This window comes from Candidatus Phytoplasma luffae, assembly GCF_018024475.1.
Classification (GTDB): Bacteria; Bacillota_I; Bacilli_A; order Acholeplasmatales; family Acholeplasmataceae; genus Phytoplasma; species Phytoplasma luffae.
The window spans coordinates 687,999-705,756 of the sequence record NZ_CP054393.1 but is presented as its reverse complement, the minus strand read 5'-3'; the positions used below and the strand labels follow the sequence as shown (position 1 = coordinate 705,756).

Below are 17,758 nucleotides of genomic sequence, written 5' to 3'. Positions count from 1 at the left end.
AAATTTTTAATTATAAAAAAAAAACATTTATGTATTTAATAAAATATAAATATTTAATAAAAATAAAATTAAACTAATCTCTCATTAATTAATTCTACAACATCTCCTGATTTTAATAAAAAAGAACATGCATCATCAGTATCTAAATGGCATTCTAAAATAAATGTAGGATTTACGCGACATAAAACATTTCCTAAAATACCTGACTTAATACCTTTGATTTTAATATTAACTATTTGACCATCTTGAACGTTGAAATTTTTAGCATCTTCAGGTGATAAATGAATATGTCTATCAGCAATAATAACTCCTTCAGAAATTTCTACTTGTCCTTTAGGACCGATTAAAGTAGCTGGAGCAGAACCGACAATATCACCAGAACTTCTAACGCAAGCATTAAATTGATATCTAACATTATCACTTTGACTTATTTCTACTTGATCAATATTTCTACTTGGGCCTAAAATACGAACATTTTTTAAAATTTTTCCTAAAGAACTCATAACATCAATTTTTTCTTCAGCAGCGAATTGACCTTTTTGTTGTAAATTTTTAAAGAAAGTTAATTGATAATTTTGACAACCAAATAAAATATCTAATGTTTTTTGAGTTAAATGAACATGTCTTCCAGAAACACCTAATTTTATAAATTTCATATAAATTCTTGTTATCTCCTGCATTATATTTTGAAAATTATATAAAAAAAATGAAAAATTATTCAATTATATACAAAAAACAATAAAATTTTTAACTATTATAATATATTATAACATATTTTAAAAATAAAAATATTTAATATAAATTCATATATAAACAAATATGATTTTTGAGAGTCTTATAAAAATAATTTTCTTATCCAAAAATAATTTATTAAATATCTTTATTTATGAAAATCATCTTTTATATATAAAACATAAAACCTATAAAACAATTCTTAATTAGATATTAATTAAAACAAAATAAAAAGATCATCTTTTATTTTAAAAAAGATGATCTTTTTTTATTAAAATAATTTTTTTTATTTTTTAAATTTAAAACATTAATATATTTTTTTTGTTTAAAAATTATTTTTTTACATATCCAAGCTATACCAAAAATTTTTATAAATTAGAATTATTTAGAAACTGATATATTTTATCAATTATTATTTTTAATATATTATTATTTTTTATTAATTATTTTTTGTTTTTTTGCTGCAAACAGGAGGAAACCTAATAAAAATATAACTATTATAAATATTATATTTGAACCTTCTGATTCTTTTTTTGTTGATGGCACCTCTGAAGCTTTAACTGTTGAATTAACTTCAACTGTGTTTTTATACTTTTTAGTTGAAGAAACTGTAACTTTGTCATTTTGTTTATTTGATAAATTAATTTCTTCATTTTTTAAATCAGGATTTAATTTTTTGATAACTTCTATAATAGTATTATCATTATAAAATAAATTTGTTTTAGTTAAAACGGTGTTTAATTCTGGATTATATTCATCTTCTATTTTTTTTAATTTCTTGTTGAATTTTTTCTTTATTTGTTGGAATTTCCAAATATGTTTTAAATTCTTCTTTTAATTATCGGTAAGAATTGTTTTCTTTCTCTAATTGTTTTTTTTCATTCTGTAATTGTATTATTTTATTTTGCAATTCTTTATTTTCTGTTTGCATCGTCTCTAAATTTGTATTTTCATTTTCTTCTGTCGCTTTCAAAACATTAATATTACTAATTGTTGAAAATAAAATAAATATCAAAAAAAATAATTCAAATCTTAAAAGTGATTTGTTTTGAATATTTGTAATCAAAATATAATTTTTCCCTTTTCACGAAATTTATATTATTTTTTGGAAATCAATATCAATAATAATTATGACGAAAAAAATAAAAAAACAATTAATATGCCTCTTATAATGATAAAATATTTAATTTAAAAATAATTTTTACCTAATATGTAATAAATTTCTAGTAACGTTAATAAATAATATTTAAAGCAAAATAAAAAAGAACATCTTTATTTAAATAAGGATGATCTTTTTATATTAAAATATTTTTTTATTTTATAATTTTTCAAAAAATAAATTATAAAAATAATTCTTGATTAAAATTAATTAAAAAAAATAAAATATTTTATAAAAAAATTACTTAAAAAATCTTATTTTTTACGTAAACGAATCCAAAATCTAGTTAAAAACACTAGTATTAAATAAATTACAGTAATAATTATTAAAGGAGTCCACATATCGAAATCTAGATTTTGTTCTTTTTGAGCTTGCCATAATAATGTGTTTAATCCAATTAAAGCGAATAAAGCGCTTTCTTTTATATTGATGACTAATTGATTAATAATAAAAGGATAAGTGCGTTTTAAACCTTGTTCAAATATAATATATTTAAAAACTTTTTTATCATCCATTCCTAATGCGTAAGCGCCTTCTATTTGCCCTTTATCTAATGTTTTAATATTATTAATCATAATGCTAGTTAAATTAGCAGCTGTGTTTAATAAAATAATAATTAAAGCAGCAATAAAAACTTTTTGATTAGATGAAATAATATTACTATTTTTTGAAAATTCAGTTAAAAATCTATTCATAAGAAAAGCTTGAACTGATATCGGAATACCATTCAAAATATTTATTAATCCGTTTATCAAAAAAGAACCTTTCTGATACATAAATAAAATAATGGGTTTTATATTTTGTTGTTTGTGGATAAGTTTGGTTTGAACACGAATAAATATCAATGTTAAAAGAAAACCTAAAATTAATCCATCTATTGAAACTAATAAAGTTATAAATAAAGATTTATTATAATGCGGTAATGTGTGCCATATTTTAGAAATTATATTTTTATGTTTATCCTTTAAATGTTGAATGTGTTTTTTATGTATATCTTTGGCAATTTTTTCATAACAATCTCTGTATTTAGATGACATTTTTACTCTTTGAGAAACAGTTATTTCATTTTCATTTATTTCCTGTTTGTCTTCTTCAGTTAATAAAATTTTTTTTATTGTTTTTGTTAAATCTTTTTTTAAAGCAATATTTTCTTTTTGTATAAAAATAGAAAAAGGTTCATTGGAATCATTATTTTTTAAATCATACATTTCGAAAGAATCTTTATCATTTTCATATATAGCTTGGATAATAGGAATATCCAAGATAGCTCCCGCTACCTCTTCACTTTTTACAGCTTCGCCACATAAAGCAGCTCCGTCACGTAAAAAAATTTTTGTTTCTTCCGATGTACCAAAAATATTAGAGTTTTTTTCACAAAGTCTATTTAATTTATCTACAAAACAGCCTGTTTTGATCGTTGTTAGAAATAATTTCTTGTCTGGATTCAAATCGCTTTGTTTAATTTTATCTAAATATATTGTTTTATTTTCTGTCGTTTTATTTTCTGTCTCAAAAATTTTTTCAAAATCTTTAGAACGATTTCGATTTATTAACAAACTCAATGAAGCGTTGCAATATGGTATTGCTGTATAATAATTATTATCTTTGCGTTCTTGAGTCGCGTTCAAAGCAGATATAATCATATCTATTGAACCGCTTTTTAAATCTATAAATACACTATCTACATCACTATAAGAAATAAATTTTATTGGTCTCTCTAACTCTGTTGCTATTTGTTTAGATAATGCTACATCCGAACCATTAATAAATTGACCATCTTCAAGCACATCGCTTTTAAATAGTTCATCTTTATCTTCGCCTAATTTTTCATTAGTATTAAAAGCGAAAGGTGCAGAGGCACCAACAACACCTACTTTTAATGGATTATTTTGGGATAAATTATTATTTTTTTTCGATTGAACCCCTAAAACCCAAAAATGACTCCAAATAAAAAGAATAACAAAAAATAAAATAGATATTATTTTTAATATTTTTTTTATTTTTTGATTCAAAATAATATCCTTGTAATATCGATAATATGATTTCTTCAAATTTTAATACTCCTTTATATTAATATACAATTCACTAATTAAAATTTTTGATATAAATAATGAATGAATATCGAATTTATAAAAATTTAAATTTTTTGAATTATTAATAAATAGTTTTTAAATATATTAATAATAATCTTTTGGAATTCTTATTTCAAATAAAATAATAATATTTTATTTGAAAAATAAATTAAAATATTTTTAAAAAACGAATCCACTTAAATAAAATAATATTTATATTTTATTATAAAATTATTATTTTATTTAAAAAAATTTTTAATTGAAGTAATTTTTTATTTATAATACTTAAAATAAAATTAATCTTCTAAACAAATATTTTATATTTTTATAGTTGTTTATGCAAAAAATAAAAATATTTAATTACTTTAATAAAAAAAATAATAAAATAAAAAAATATATTTATGTTTTTTTAGCAAATGTAAATAAAATATTATATTATAAATAAATACATTAAAAAAAATATTGAATCTAAAAAAAATTAAATAATGAAAGAGGTTTAACATTGAATACATTAAATAAAAATATAACAAACGAAAAAATAAATAACGATTATTTAATTAAAATTAAAAATGTTAATAAATATTTCGGCCCACACAAAGTTTTAAAAAATATAAATTTAAAAATTAAAAAAAACGAAATTTTAACAATTATTGGACATTCAGGTTCTGGAAAATCTACTTTATTAAGATGTCTTAATCTTTTAGAGAAACCTTATTCTGGCGAAATTTGGATTAAAAAACAAAATATTTTAGAACCTGACACTAAATTATCCGAATTAAGAACAAAAGTGGGGATGGTTTTTCAAAGTTTTAATTTGTTTGAAGAAAAAACTATCTTAGAAAATTGTTGTTTAGCGCCGATTAAAATTTTAAAAATTTCAGAAGAACAAGCAAAAAAAACAGCTATCGAAAAATTAAGAGAAGTAGGATTATCGCATTTAGCAAATAAAAATGTCAATTTTTTATCAGGAGGACAAAAACAAAGAGTCGCTATTGCTAGAGCTTTATGTATGTTTCCTGAAATATTATTATTAGATGAACCTACTTCGGCTTTGGATCCGGACGCTTCTTATGAAGTTTTAAAAATTTTAAATAATTTAGCAAAAAATTGTGATATGACTTTAATAATAGTAACTCATGAAATGAAATTTGCTAAAAAAGTATCTCATAATATTTGTTTTATGGAAAAAGGAATTATAATAGAAAAAGGACCCTCTAAAGAAGTTTTTACAACTAATAATTTCCCAAAAATTAAATCTTTTTTTGAAGATTTATAAAAATAATATTTCAATATAATAAAAAAACACATTTGTTGTTTTTTATTTAAGTATGTCGCTCCCAAAATTACATTTTTTTAAAAAATTAAATAATTCCCATCTAAGTTCAACTTTAAACATTTGAACTTTTTTTCTTTTTTGTATGTTATATCGTAGGCGATAAATTTTGTTTCTTAATTTTTAACTGTCTTTTGTTAGGGTATGAAAAAAACGGTTTGATTCCTCTCAACAAAATTATGAAAAAATTATATAAGAAAAGGATATAAAAATGGAAAATAATGTTCCAATTAATATTTTTGATGTAGCAAATTATATTATTGACAGAATCCCTAATATTACTAATATGAAACTACAAAAATTAATTTATTATTCACAGAAACTTTTTGTTTCATCATGTTTTATTTAATTCAATGGTTTTTTTCTTTTTTGTCAAATATTTTTTGTGTAAAAATATTAAACCATAACTAAATTTCAAAATATTACCATATTCTAAAAAATAAAGTGAGAAATAATCATGAGTTCATTTTTAGACCGCAACAGTTCCAAAGAAATAGATTTAGAAAACCAACTTTTGAAAAAATTAAAAAAATTAGGGTATCAAGAAGTTTCCATTAAAACCCAACAAGATTTAGAATTTAATTTTCAAAAACAATTTTTGGAATACAATTTAAAAAACAAAATTGACCCTAATTTCACCGAAAAAAACAATTAGACCCGAATTGGGCTACTGATTTAATGAAAACATGTGTCGGAACCAAAGTTAAAAACGTTTTACATACTTACGAAATTTTAAGAAACCGCCAAAGTATCAATGCTAACGGAACTAGAAAAAAATTTTTGTTAGAGTTATTCAACCAAAAAGATTGGTGTAAAAACATTTTTCAAGTTGCCCGCCAAGTTATTACCGAAGATTTAACCAGTATTGACCCTGAATACCGTTATGATTTAATTTTATTGATTAATGGCTTACCTTTAGTTTTAATAGAGCTAAAAAGAAAAACTAAAAAATTAAAAGACGCTTTTACACAAATTAAAAACTATGCTCACGATTTTAAAAACCTTTTTCGTTTTATTGAGATTTTAATTATTTCTAATGGCGCCAATACCCAATATTTTGCTAATCAAAAATCCTATGAGCGGTTAGATAATTACCGTTTTAATTGGGCTAAATTTGAAAATGATCCAATTCAAGATTTATCGGCTTTTGCTAATGATTTTTTACATCCTTGTCGTTTGGCTCAAATTATTGCTCGTTATGTCATTTTGCACGAAAATAATAAAAAATTATTAATTATGAAGCCCCATCAAATTTATGCCGCCCAAAGATTATTAAAATTAGCAGAACAAACTAACAATAACGGCTATATTTGGCATACGACTGGCTCTGGTAAAACTTTAAACAGCATTTGGGGTTTGCGATGCTTTGAGTCGCTTGCCTAAGGCGCAAATCTTTTTTTTAACGGACCGTAAAGAATTAGATTTACAAACTTTTAAAGAATTTAATAGTTTTAAAACTAATTCAGTTGAAAAAATTAATTATACTAGTGAATTAGTAAACTATTTAAAAAATCCTTCATATAAAATAGTATCAACATCTATTTACAAAATGTTTAAGTTAATAAATAAAAAAAATAATGCATCTGATAAGATAAAGAATTTGGATCTTATCACAAAATGGCAGGATAAAAAAATGTTTTTTATTGTTGATGAATGTCACCGCAGTCAATCAGGAAAAATGCATAATGCATTGAAAAAAACCTTCCCCCAAGCCCGTTTTTTTGGTTTTACCGGCACCCCGGTTTTTACCAATTCATCAAATCATAACGAAAAAACAACTCAAAATTTATTTGGCGATTGCCAACACAATTATACGATGTTCCAAACTTTAAAACACAAATGTGTTCTACCTTTTTATGTTCATTATTTAACTAATAAATATGAAATTGATGACAAACAACAAAAAAATTAACTGGATTTTAAAAAGTGATAATAATAAAATTATAAGACATAGTAAAATTACTAATAAAAAAAAATTTAACGCTTTATTAGTGGCTTCCAACATTAATGTTCTTTTGGAATATTATTAGTTGTTTGACAAGATGTTTCAAGAAAACAAACATGATTTAAAGGTAGCTGCTATTTTTAGCAACCAAAACCAATTAGAAGAAACCTTAAATGAGGCGGGTCAAAAGAAAACCAAGGCCAATTACCAAAATTGAGAATCGCAACTAGAAAAAGTGATTAAAAATTATAACGAGCGTCATGGTCGTAGTTGGACCGTTGAAAATTATCATCAAGGGATTTTAAACGAGATGAAAGAAAACCAAATTGATATTTTAATTGTTGTTAAAATGTTTTTGACTGGCTTTGATTCTCCTTTATTAAATACTTTATATCTTGACCGTCCTTTGCAAAAACAAGAACTTTTTCAAGCTTTGTCAAGAACTATTAGAGTTTATGACCGCTCAAAAAATTTTGGTCAAATTTATTGTTTTCAAACTAATAAAACAGAAGTGGATGAAGCTTTGAAATTATTTGCTAAAAGCCAAAATGATATCAATCAAGAAAGCAATTTGCCTGATGTTGATTGTGTTGTTACTTATGAATCCGACAAACAAAAATATGAAATGTCTATCCAAGAAGTCAAACAAATAGCTCCTAATGTTGATTTTATTAATGCACATATATTTAGATAACCACAACGAAAAGCTGTGCTATTTAGTAGCTTTTAGGCAGTTGTTGTAACAAAGAAAACAATTGAAAAATTATGTTTGTGAATTTAATGAAAATGATTTTAGTATGAGTGAAAAAGAATTTCAAAATTATTATTCCAAATATCACCAAATCAAAGAAGAAACGCCATCAATTGACTCATCTTCCAAAACCTATCAAGAGTTAAAACAAGAATGCCAAAATGAAATGCAAGTTTTAAAGCAAATCGCTGCAACCCCTCAAGATGTCCTTAATTTTGAAGATAATGATGATGAATCAATTAAGTATTTAAAAGTTTTTAAACCAATGTGGCAACAATACCAAGCTTTACAAAAATATGGCGAATTTGATGAAAATGATTTTGCTTTTAATCCTCAAGATTTAAGCCTTTATCAAGACTATTATTTGAAAATCAAGAAAAAAATCGAACAAGAAGAACTAGAATAACAAGGTTTTTTAATAGATGTAAGTTATATTGAGGAATTATTTCGTAGCGATTACCAATAAGAGTTTATCGAAAATCCGCTGCTTTTTTTAGAAAAAGCCCAAAAGTTAATCAATAGTTCTAACAAATATAACCAAGAGCAAAAAGAATTTTTAAAACAATTTTTAGAGCACCTTAAAAGTAACTATTTTAACTCTAATCCAATTTCTAATAATAAAAAAAAAGAGGAATTATATTGCAACATAACTAATTATTATGATGATTTTTTAGCTAAACAAAAAGAAAACTTTTTATCACAACAAGCTAAGCTTTTATGCTTGACTACTGAAATTTTGCAAGCAGTCATTGATAAAAGATTAAAAGACACAGATAATGATAGTTTTGATAATATATCTATGCTCTTTTAAATAATAAAAAATATAGTTCTTGTGTTAATTCATTTCACAAACAACAAAAAGAACAAATTTTATACAAATCCAAACATAAATTATTTAATAAAATTAAGGAAATAACTAATATATTTATACAAAACTATCATAGTGATTACCACATTTAAAGGAGTTTCGACAAAATGGTTACCAACAACAAATTAATTAATTTTAAAACTAAATTATGGAATATGGCTTGTAATTTAAGAGGCAACATGGACCCTCTTGAATTTAAAGATTATATTTTAAGTCTTTTATGTTTTCATTATTTATCTGAAAAATTTGAAAATTATTTAAAAGACCAAGCTCGAATTACAATCGAAGATTATCCTAATCATTATAAAGAACCTGAATTATTAAAAGAATTAAAAATAAATTTAGGTTTTCTTTTAAAACCAAAGCAATTATGGTCTTATTTTATCCAGACAATTGATCGGAGAGAATTTCGTTATAATTTATTAGCTAATGCGTTTGTTGCTGTCGAAGATACTTCCAAAGACACTGCTTATCATGAAGTGTTTGAAAATCTTTTTTCTGCAATTGATTTAGACAACAATAAAATAAGTAAAAACGAAAGTCAAAAAAACACTCTTGTAGCTATGTTAATTACTCAAATTAATAATATTTGTCCTTTTAATAGTGATTGTAGTGATTGTTTAGGTGATATTTATGAATATTTAATTGGTGAGTTTGCGGCTTCAGATGGGAAAAAAGCAGGAAAATTTTTTACGCCTTCCTCGGTTTCTACTTTAATGGCTCAAATAGTTACCTCTGATCCCGATAAAAACCATTTTAATCATAATTTAAAAATTTATGATCCGACTTGTGGCAGCGGTTCTTTATTATTAAAAGTAGTCAAACAATTAAAAGTCAAAATCAAAACCCAAACTAATTATAAAATTAATCTTTATGGTCAAGAATTAAACAATACGACTTATAATTTAGCTAGAATGAATATGTTATTGTATACGATTAAGCATTTTGAAATTGATTTAGTTTTCACCAACACTTTAACTGACCTTTGTGGCAGGCATTTAGATTTAGTTAAAAAAGAAGGTGGTTTTAATATTATTGTGTCTAATCCGCCTTATAGTCAAAAATGGCTTCTTGATACCAATGAAGAAAGTTATGCTAAAGAAGATCAGCGGTTTTCAGGTTATCCAAAGTTAGCTCCTAAAAGTTTTGCTGATTTAGCTTTTGTGCAACATATGCTTTATTGTTTAAAAAAAGAAGGTATTTGTACGGTAGTGTTGCCGCATGGAGTCTTATTTAGAGGTAATAAAGAAGCTTCAATTAGGAAACAAATTATTGAAAATCATTATTTAGATGCGGTTATTGGGTTGCCGAAAAATATTTTTTATGGCACTCCGATTGCTACTTGTATTTTAGTTTTTCGCAAATGTCAAAAACAAGACAATATTTTATTTATTGATGCTTCTAACCAATATCAACCAGGAACTAAAAATAGTTTAAGTCAAACTAATGTTGACTGTATTTTAGATTTATATTTAAAAAGACAAACTATTAAAAATATCTCTTATGTTGCTCCGTTAGACCAAATCATTGCAAATAATTATGAATTATCAATTTCACGTTATATTATAAATGAAAATACTAATGAAATCATTGATATTGCGACAGTTAAAAGCAATATTGAATCTTTAGAAGCAAAAAAACAAGAATTAAATCAACAAATCCGAATTTATTTAGAAGAATTGGGGATCTAAAAAATGGCAAAAGAAAGTCAAAAATTCCCTAATTGTCCCCTTTTGAGATTTAAAGGCTTTAAAGATGAATGGCAAGAAGTGGAATTGAAAGATGTTTGTGAAATTAAAAAAGGCAAACAACTTAATCGTAGTTGTTTTATTGATGATGGCAAATATTATGTTATGAATGGAGGTACTAAACCTTCGGGATATTATGATGAATATAATACTTTGGGAAACACAATTACAATTAGTCAAGGAGGTTCATGTGGTTATGTTTGTTACCACAAAAAACCTTTTTGGTGTGGTGGAGACGCTTTTAAATTGATATCCAAAACAAACACAAAACAAAATCAACTTTATTATTATTTATATTATTATTTAAAAAATAATGAACCATCATTAACTAAATTAGCATATGGCACTAGTATAAAACATATATCCCAAAAAGATATCATCAAGATTTCAATAATATTACCTTCCTTTAAAGAACAAACTAAAATAGCTAATTTTTTAAATTTATTAGACCAAATAATTAATCTAGAACAAACTTTATTAAATAATTATGATAAACAAAAAAAATATTTCTTTAATCAGTTATTATGTTGAAAAAAAGAACACCTTTACTTTTATCAAAATTTAGACAATTTTTATTTTTTAAATATTTTTTAAGACTAACTATCAAGTTAGTCTTTTTTATTAATTAAATAATGATAAAATTCAATTTATCTTTTTTAAAAATGAAAATAGATTTTTTATTTAAAGAATTTTTAGAAAATAAAAATAATTTAATTTTTCGCGAGTTGATTTTGCTTTATTTCCATATTGTTAAAAATGCCAAAGGAATTAAATATTCTAAAAAAATGCTTAAAAATAGAAGATTTTATCCCAAAAAAATGCTTGAAAAAATAAACCGCAATAACATAAATTAAACATGATTAATGCAAAGGATATTTTAAGATTTGTATTTTTGATTTTATTATGTAAGCAAAACTAACAAAATTCAAAAAAATTATCAACTCTAAACAAGGAGGCAACTTTAACATCTAAAACCAACTTAAAAAAACTAAATCTAAACTTTTTTATTTTTAAATAATATTTTTTAAAAAACATGCAAAAATTTTAAATTTTCGATAAATCCCAATTGCCAGGCAAAAATTAAATGATTATTATTCCAATTTGACTTTTTAAAAACAAAATAACGGACAAGCGCCATCAAACCAAACTTTTATACATTTTAATTTTAAATTTATATTTCGCCACCAAAAAACTTTATTTTTTAAAAAATAGTTTTTATATTTTATTTTTCTTATTTTTGCCCTAATTTATTTTATTAAAATTTTCTATGTTGCAAAAGTTACTTTTTTACCTTGATAAATTGAGTAGAGAAAAGAATTATTCTCATCCAAAATCTAATTATTAAGGAATTGCATTTTTCAATTTATCTTTTGAAATTTTTAAAAAAACAAAAACCAAATTTAAGCAAATTAATTAAGTTTTTTATTTTTTTAAAAATTTGAAAAAATGATTATTTTTTATTACAAAAAAATTTTTTGAATGATTTTTCTAAAACTAAATTCTTTTTAGCAAAACAGATTAACCGCTAATTTTGTCTCAATCAGTTATTTTTTTAAAAGAATAACTGATTAAAAAAATATTTTTGTTGAGTTTGGTAATTATTTAATAAAGCTTGTTCGATCCTTATTCTTTGGTCTAACAGTTTTAAAAAATTAGCTATTTTAGTTTGTTCTTTGAGTGAGGGGAGTTTAAATGTTAATTTTTTAAAAGCTTTTAAATTTAAATTATTTCTAACCCCTTTATTAGAAATAGTTTTATAAATCATCAGTGTTTTAGAACGTTTTAATAAATTAAAGATAAAAAAAGCATTATTTTTTTCATTAACTCCAAAAGACTTATAAACTGGAGAAACTAAGCAACAATCTTTTTCCATATTTAATCCAATAGAACCAATTAAAATTCTATAAGGATTAAAAACTATATCTTCGGGGGAAAATAATTTTATAACCAATATTATTATTTCGAGATATTTGTTTATTAAAAAAATCAGTTTGCAAGACTAAACCTTTATTTGTGACACTTTTTATAAGAAATTGATTTGGACGGGTACTTTTATTATTTCTTTCTTTTAAAACATCTTTCAATTCCACTTCTTGCCATTCATCTTTAAAGCCTTTAAATCTCAAAAGGGGACAATTAGGGATTAAAAACACCGAATTAATTTATAAAATAAAAGAGTATATTTTATACAAATATTTTTTAAAAAATTAGAAAGTTAGGTTATACAAATGCAACAAGAAATATTAAAAAATAATTTTCGTTTTATTGCTCAAAAATGGTTAGAGGATAAAAAACAATACGTTAAAAGTTCCACCGTTATGGTTTATTATTTTGTCATCGATAAACATCTTAACCCTGTTTTTGGCGAACAAACTAACATCTTAGAATCTCAAGCTCAAACATTTATTTTGAATAAAGTTAAAATTGGTTTAAAAGTTAAAACAGTAGAATCTGTGATGATAGTTTTAAAAATGATTCTTAAATTTGGAGTTAAACATTATAGATGACAACAAGAAATAATGGATTTAAAATATCCTCCTTATCAAGCACCATCAAATAAGATTTGTATTTTGTATAAATTAGACCAAAGAAAAATTATGCAATATTTAATTCAAGAATTTAATTTTAAAAATTTAGGGATTTTAATTGCTTTAACTACGGGTTTAAGAATTGGCGAAGTTTGTGCTTTAACTTGGCAAGATATTGATTTATTCGAAAAACAAATAACCATTTCGAAAACCGTTCAAAGAATTAAAAAGCCAGTTTCGGATAAATGCAAAACCAAAATAATTGTTTCAGCTACCAAAACTAAAACTGGGGTGCGTTGCATTCCTTTATCTAATGCTTTATTAAAAATCTTAAAGCCTTTGCAAAAAATCACTAATCAGCGTTTTTTTATCATCTCTAACTCACTTAAACCCAATGAGCCACGAGTTTATCATAATTATTATTACCAAGTTTTAACTTTCTTAAAAATTAAAAAAATTAAATTTCACAGCTTAAGGCATAGTTTTGCAACTCGTTTGATTGAAACCAAAGCGGATTATAAAACAGTAAGCAGCCTTTTAGGGCACGCCAATATTAAAACAACTCTTGATTTATACGTTCATCCTGATTTGGAGGAAAAGAAAAAATGCATTGAAAAAATGTTAAAAAATTTATAATTTTTTTTATTAAAAACAAGTAAAAAAAAGTTGATAAAAAAATTTTTATATGTTATCATAAAATTAAAGTTAGGTTTGTTTTTTTAACTATATTTATTTTCAGTATATAAAAAATGGTTTTATCCGTTCTTTAATTAAACTTCATCTTATGCTTCTTGAATCCCTTCAAGGTTTGGATTTTTTCTTTTTTTAGCCATTTGGCAAAAAGTTAATAAATTAGGTTTAGTTTGTTAATTCATTGTTAACATATGGCATTTTTAATTTTTTTATTTTAAAATATCACCCATATAAAAATTTATTGTTTTTGTAATAAACAATTTAATGGTAAGTTTTTTAAATAAACAAAATTTAGATAAATATTAATAATTTTGCCAATCATTGTTTTTAAAACGAAAGGAAAACATTATCTCTTATGGAAATGAAAAAAGTAGGTGGTATTTATATTTTTACCATGGCTAACTATATTATTAAAAAAATTGAAGTTAATCAATCAAAATTACAAAAATTACTTTATTACGCGCATGCCAAAAATCTAGTTGATTTTAAAGAAAGTTTGACTAATACAGGGGTTGAAGCGTGGGGTAGCGGTCCTATTTTTCGTAATTTATTTCAACAAATAAAAAATTATGACAAAAACGCAATCATCAAAGAACCTATTGGTAAAATCTAATACCCCAAAAATACTGAAAGCCGTGTACAAGTTTTAAATTTTATTATTGAAAAATATGGTTGGGTAGACGCAGACGCTTTAACAAGACAATCTATGCGAGAAGAAATTTGGAAAATGTATTATCAATCTACTTCTTATGGTCGTTTTCCGACAAGATCTGTGATTCCTAACGAAGCAATATATCAATATTTTAAAAACCCCAATAATTGGTATGAGTTTCCTAAATTTTGTCCTACTTGTTTAAGGAAAACATCCTAAAAAAATTTTTAATTTTTTGTAAGATGATCATTTCCTGTTCTCCTTTAATTGATTTTATTAACAAATACCATAAAAAAATATTTTTAAAATTAAAAAGCAAAATAAATTATTTATTATTTTAATTATAAAAATTTGTTAATTCTTTTTGATTTTTTTTGATCTTTGTTGGTAATATTTCCTAATGTTTATTTTTTTAAGCTAAATTTTGCATTCTTCAACTGGTGTCATTTATTAGGAGATAAACCCTTTGAATAAATTCTTTTATATTAATCAAAAAAATACTAAATTATTTTAGTCTTCTAAAATAAAAAAACTAACTTAATAGTTAGTTTTAAAGAATTTTTAAAAATAAAAAATTTTCAAACTTTTGTAACAGTGCAAGTTTCAAGAAAAAAATATTAATTATTTAAAATAAAAAAGAAAAAAGTTAAGAATTCATTATTTAAGCAAAAAATACTTATTTAAAACCTTTTTTTATCTAATTTTAATTTAATTAAAACTATCAAAAATATTTAATTAATATTCGAAATAAAAATAAATACTATATTTAAAAAGAATAAATTTATTGTTTTTGAAACAATAAATTTATTCTTTTTCCCATATCATTTGGTAAATCTAAAAATAATTTATTTTTTAATTTAAATCTATACATATCAGAAATGTTTTTAAATTCTTCTATATAATTAGGTCCTTTCATAGCTATAAAATAACCTTTATTTTTAGTGACAGTAGAAGCTAATTTCAAAATTAAATTTAATTTTCCTAAAGCTCTAACAATTACACAATTATATTTTTGAGAATGTTTTTCAATTCTATCTTGGATAACAAAAACATCTAACAAATTTAAATGTTTAATCAAATAATTTAAAAAAATAACCTTTTTAGAAGATGATTCTATTAAAAAAACTTTTAAATTAGGATATAAAATTTTCAAAGGGACACCAGGGAAACCTGCACCTGTGCCTAAATCGCATAAATTATTAATTTTTTTAAAATCCATAATCCGAGAAATAAATAAAGAATCATAAAAATGTTTTATAAAAATATCTCTTTTAGTTAATAAAGAAGTTAAGTTTATTTTTTTATTATATTCAACCAAAAACAAATAATACTGTTCAAATTGTTGCAATTGTTTTTCTGTTAAATTAAATTCTTTTTTTAATAATTCATTAAATAACATTTTTATATCTTCTTAAATAAATATGTAAAATAGAAATATCTACAGGATTCACTCCTAAAATCCTCGATGCTTGTCCCAAATTATAAGGTTTAATTAATGTTAATTTTTCTTTAGCTTCCATAGATAAATTATTAATTTTTGTATATTCAATATTATAAGGGATTTTTTCATTTTCAAAATTCAAATTTTTCTGAACTTCTTTTTCTGTTTTGGCAATATAATCTTCGTATTTAATTTGGATTTCTACTTGTTCTAAAACTTCTTTTTCATATTTTTTTTTCATAAAAAAATCTAAAATATTAATATTTATTTCTGTTCTTTTTAACAATTTATACAAACTATGTTTTTCTTTAATATTACAATTATGTTTTTTTAAATAATTTAAATTTTTATCATTAGGTAAAACATAAATTTGTTTTAATTCGTTTTGTAAATTTGCAATCTTAAAACGTTTTGATTCTACCCTGTCATAAATACTTTTATCTATTAAACCGATTTGATATCCATAAGGAGTTAATCTTAAATCAGCGTTATCGTGTCTCAAAAGTAAACGAAATTCTGCCCTTGAAGTTAATAAACGATAAGGTTCTGTAGTTCCTTTATTGATTAAATCATCGATCAAAACTCCGATATAAGCTTCATTTCTTTTTAAAACTAAACTTTCTTTATTTTCTATTTTCAAACTAGCATTTATTCCTGCCATCAATCCTTGACAAGCTGCCTCTTCATAACCGCTAGTGCCATTTATTTGACCGGCAAAAAATAAATTTTTAATTTTTTTAGTTTCTAAATTATAATTTAATTGATTCGGATTAAAAGCATCGTATTCGATAGCGTAACCATATTTAGTTATTTCAGCGTGTTCCAAAGCGGGAATTGTTTTTAAAACTTGTTTTTGAACCTCTTCTGGCAAACTAGTAGAAAGTCCTTGAAGATACATTTCATCTAATTCTAAACTTTCTGGTTCGATAAAAATTTGATGTTGTTCTTTATCAAAAAATCTAACAATTTTATCTTCGACAGAAGGGCAATAACGAGGTCCTTTTCCTTCGGAATAACCGCCATACATTGATGATTTTTTTAAATTTTCTTTTATTAATTGATGTGTTCTTGGATTAGTATGTATTAAATAGCAAGGTTCTTGGATTCCTAATTTTTTAATAACTGAAGAAAAACTAAAAGTTTGTAAAAAACCATCACCTAATTGAATTTTGGCTTTGCTATAATCAATAGTATCTTTTTTTATTCTTGGTGAAGTGCCTGTTTTTAAACGAATAATTTCGAAATCATATTTTTTTAATTGTTCGCTAATACCAAAAGTAGTAAGAGAATTATTAGGGCCAGAAATAATTTTTTTATCACCCATAAGAATGTTACTAGATAAATAAGTTCCTGTAGTTAAAATAATTACTTTGCTATAAATAACTTCTCCTGTTGTTAAAACAACACCTTTTACTTTATTATCTTCTATCAAAAGATTATTCACTAATCCTTTTAATAAAGTTAAATTAGATTCTTTTTTTAATATGTCCGAAATCACTCTGGGATATTTTTTTTTATCTATTTGTGCTCTTAAACTTCTAACGGCACAACCTTTAGAAGTGTTAAGCATTTTCATTTGGATTTGTGATAAATCAGCGGCTTTTCCCATTACCCCACCTAAAGCATCTATTTCTCTAACGACAATACCTTTAGCTGGTCCACCTATAGAAGGATTACAAGGTAAAGAAGCAATTTGTTTTAAATCGCCAGTTATTAACAGCGTTTTATGTTTTTTAGCCAAAGCTAAAGCGGCTTCCACTCCAGCATGACCACCACCCACAACAATACCTTCAAAATTAATTTCCAAAATTTATCCTCACTTTATCAAAGAAATTT

The 17,758-nt window shown here is 23.5% G+C and carries 18 protein-coding genes and 1 pseudogene; 12 read left to right on the top strand and 7 right to left on the bottom strand.

Features of this window, described 5'->3' with window-relative positions; all coding sequences use genetic code 11:
- Positions 1 to 68: 68 nt before the first annotated feature.
- The 3 genes from pduL to LFWB_RS03565 form a co-directional block, all read right to left on the bottom strand.
- On the bottom strand, positions 69 to 656 hold the full coding sequence (pduL, locus tag LFWB_RS03575; protein WP_210954664.1) for a phosphate propanoyltransferase: 588 nt from the start codon (positions 654 to 656) through the stop codon (positions 69 to 71).
- A 914-nt stretch (positions 657 to 1,570) separates the two neighbouring features.
- Entirely contained in the window at positions 1,571 to 1,798 is a 228-nt protein-coding gene (locus tag LFWB_RS03570) for a hypothetical protein (protein ID WP_210954663.1), read from the bottom strand.
- A gap of 347 nt (positions 1,799 to 2,145) precedes the next feature.
- Complete coding sequence (locus tag LFWB_RS03565) at positions 2,146 to 3,942, bottom strand: ABC transporter permease subunit (RefSeq protein WP_210954662.1); 1,797 nt, start codon at positions 3,940 to 3,942, stop codon at positions 2,146 to 2,148.
- A 523-nt stretch (positions 3,943 to 4,465) separates the two neighbouring features.
- On the opposite strand from LFWB_RS03565, the gene LFWB_RS03560 reads away from it, so the two are divergent.
- The 8 genes and pseudogenes from LFWB_RS03560 to LFWB_RS03525 all read left to right on the top strand — a co-directional run bounded on the left by LFWB_RS03560 (position 4,466) and on the right by LFWB_RS03525 (position 11,139).
- The gene (locus tag LFWB_RS03560) at positions 4,466 to 5,239 is read left to right on the top strand and encodes an amino acid ABC transporter ATP-binding protein (protein WP_246454217.1); all 774 of its coding nucleotides are present in this window, start codon (positions 4,466 to 4,468) and stop codon (positions 5,237 to 5,239) included.
- Positions 5,240 to 5,753: 514 nt separating this feature from the next.
- The gene (locus tag LFWB_RS03555) at positions 5,754 to 5,951 is read left to right on the top strand and encodes a hypothetical protein (RefSeq protein ID WP_210954661.1); all 198 of its coding nucleotides are present in this window, start codon (positions 5,754 to 5,756) and stop codon (positions 5,949 to 5,951) included.
- Positions 5,952 to 5,974: 23 nt separating this feature from the next.
- Positions 5,975 to 6,679, top strand: a complete 705-nt coding sequence (locus LFWB_RS03950; RefSeq protein WP_210954660.1) for a type I restriction endonuclease — start codon at positions 5,975 to 5,977, stop codon at positions 6,677 to 6,679.
- Positions 6,663 to 7,208 (top strand): DEAD/DEAH box helicase family protein, encoded by a 546-nt coding sequence (locus LFWB_RS03945; RefSeq protein ID WP_210954659.1) that lies wholly within the window; start codon positions 6,663 to 6,665, stop codon positions 7,206 to 7,208. Before LFWB_RS03950 ends, LFWB_RS03945 begins: the two co-directional genes overlap by 17 nt.
- A 265-nt stretch (positions 7,209 to 7,473) precedes the next feature.
- Positions 7,474 to 7,935 (top strand): annotated as a pseudogene (locus LFWB_RS03540) (type I restriction enzyme subunit R domain-containing protein); the annotation flags it as partial.
- A gap of 103 nt (positions 7,936 to 8,038) precedes the next feature.
- On the top strand, positions 8,039 to 8,398 hold the full coding sequence (locus LFWB_RS03535) for a type I restriction endonuclease subunit R, EcoR124 family (protein WP_210954657.1): 360 nt from the start codon (positions 8,039 to 8,041) through the stop codon (positions 8,396 to 8,398).
- Between the two features lie 569 nt (positions 8,399 to 8,967).
- Positions 8,968 to 10,551 (top strand): type I restriction-modification system subunit M, encoded by a 1,584-nt coding sequence (locus tag LFWB_RS03530; RefSeq protein ID WP_210954656.1) that lies wholly within the window; start codon positions 8,968 to 8,970, stop codon positions 10,549 to 10,551.
- Positions 10,552 to 10,554: 3 nt separating this feature from the next.
- A complete protein-coding gene (locus tag LFWB_RS03525) occupies positions 10,555 to 11,139 on the top strand; it encodes a restriction endonuclease subunit S (RefSeq protein ID WP_210954655.1) in 585 nt (194 codons plus the stop codon).
- A 1,021-nt stretch (positions 11,140 to 12,160) separates the two neighbouring features.
- Here the strand turns inward: LFWB_RS03525 and LFWB_RS03520 are convergent.
- Together LFWB_RS03520 and LFWB_RS03515 are read right to left on the bottom strand one after the other, a co-directional pair.
- Positions 12,161 to 12,559 carry a restriction endonuclease subunit S gene (locus LFWB_RS03520; RefSeq protein WP_210954654.1) on the bottom strand — a complete coding sequence of 133 codons (399 nt, stop codon included), beginning with the start codon at positions 12,557 to 12,559 and terminating at the stop codon, positions 12,161 to 12,163.
- Positions 12,519 to 12,761 carry a hypothetical protein gene (locus LFWB_RS03515; RefSeq protein WP_210954653.1) on the bottom strand — a complete coding sequence of 81 codons (243 nt, stop codon included), beginning with the start codon at positions 12,759 to 12,761 and terminating at the stop codon, positions 12,519 to 12,521. Before LFWB_RS03515 ends, LFWB_RS03520 begins: the two co-directional genes overlap by 41 nt.
- A gap of 75 nt (positions 12,762 to 12,836) precedes the next feature.
- Here LFWB_RS03515 and LFWB_RS03510 point away from each other — a divergent pair, with 75 nt between their 5' ends.
- From LFWB_RS03510 to LFWB_RS03895, 4 genes are all read left to right on the top strand, one after another.
- Positions 12,837 to 13,115, top strand: a complete 279-nt coding sequence (locus LFWB_RS03510; RefSeq protein WP_210954652.1) for a tyrosine-type recombinase/integrase — start codon at positions 12,837 to 12,839, stop codon at positions 13,113 to 13,115.
- 12 nt (positions 13,116 to 13,127) lie between these two features.
- Positions 13,128 to 13,772, top strand: coding sequence for a site-specific integrase (locus LFWB_RS03505; protein ID WP_210954651.1), 645 nt, complete (start codon positions 13,128 to 13,130; stop codon positions 13,770 to 13,772).
- Between the two features lie 412 nt (positions 13,773 to 14,184).
- Positions 14,185 to 14,442 (top strand): Panacea domain-containing protein, encoded by a 258-nt coding sequence (locus tag LFWB_RS03900; protein WP_246454216.1) that lies wholly within the window; start codon positions 14,185 to 14,187, stop codon positions 14,440 to 14,442.
- Positions 14,443 to 14,535: 93 nt separating this feature from the next.
- Positions 14,536 to 14,700: a hypothetical protein gene (locus LFWB_RS03895; protein ID WP_246454215.1), complete on the top strand. Its 165-nt coding sequence runs from the start codon at positions 14,536 to 14,538 to the stop codon at positions 14,698 to 14,700.
- A gap of 562 nt (positions 14,701 to 15,262) precedes the next feature.
- On the opposite strand, the gene rsmG is transcribed toward LFWB_RS03895, so the two are convergent.
- A complete protein-coding gene (gene rsmG, locus LFWB_RS03495) occupies positions 15,263 to 15,880 on the bottom strand; it encodes a 16S rRNA (guanine(527)-N(7))-methyltransferase RsmG (RefSeq protein WP_210954650.1) in 618 nt (205 codons plus the stop codon).
- The gene (gene mnmG / locus LFWB_RS03490; protein WP_210954951.1) at positions 15,870 to 17,723 is read right to left on the bottom strand and encodes a tRNA uridine-5-carboxymethylaminomethyl(34) synthesis enzyme MnmG; all 1,854 of its coding nucleotides are present in this window, start codon (positions 17,721 to 17,723) and stop codon (positions 15,870 to 15,872) included. Before mnmG ends, rsmG begins: the two co-directional genes overlap by 11 nt.
- Positions 17,724 to 17,758: the final 35 nt, after the last annotated feature.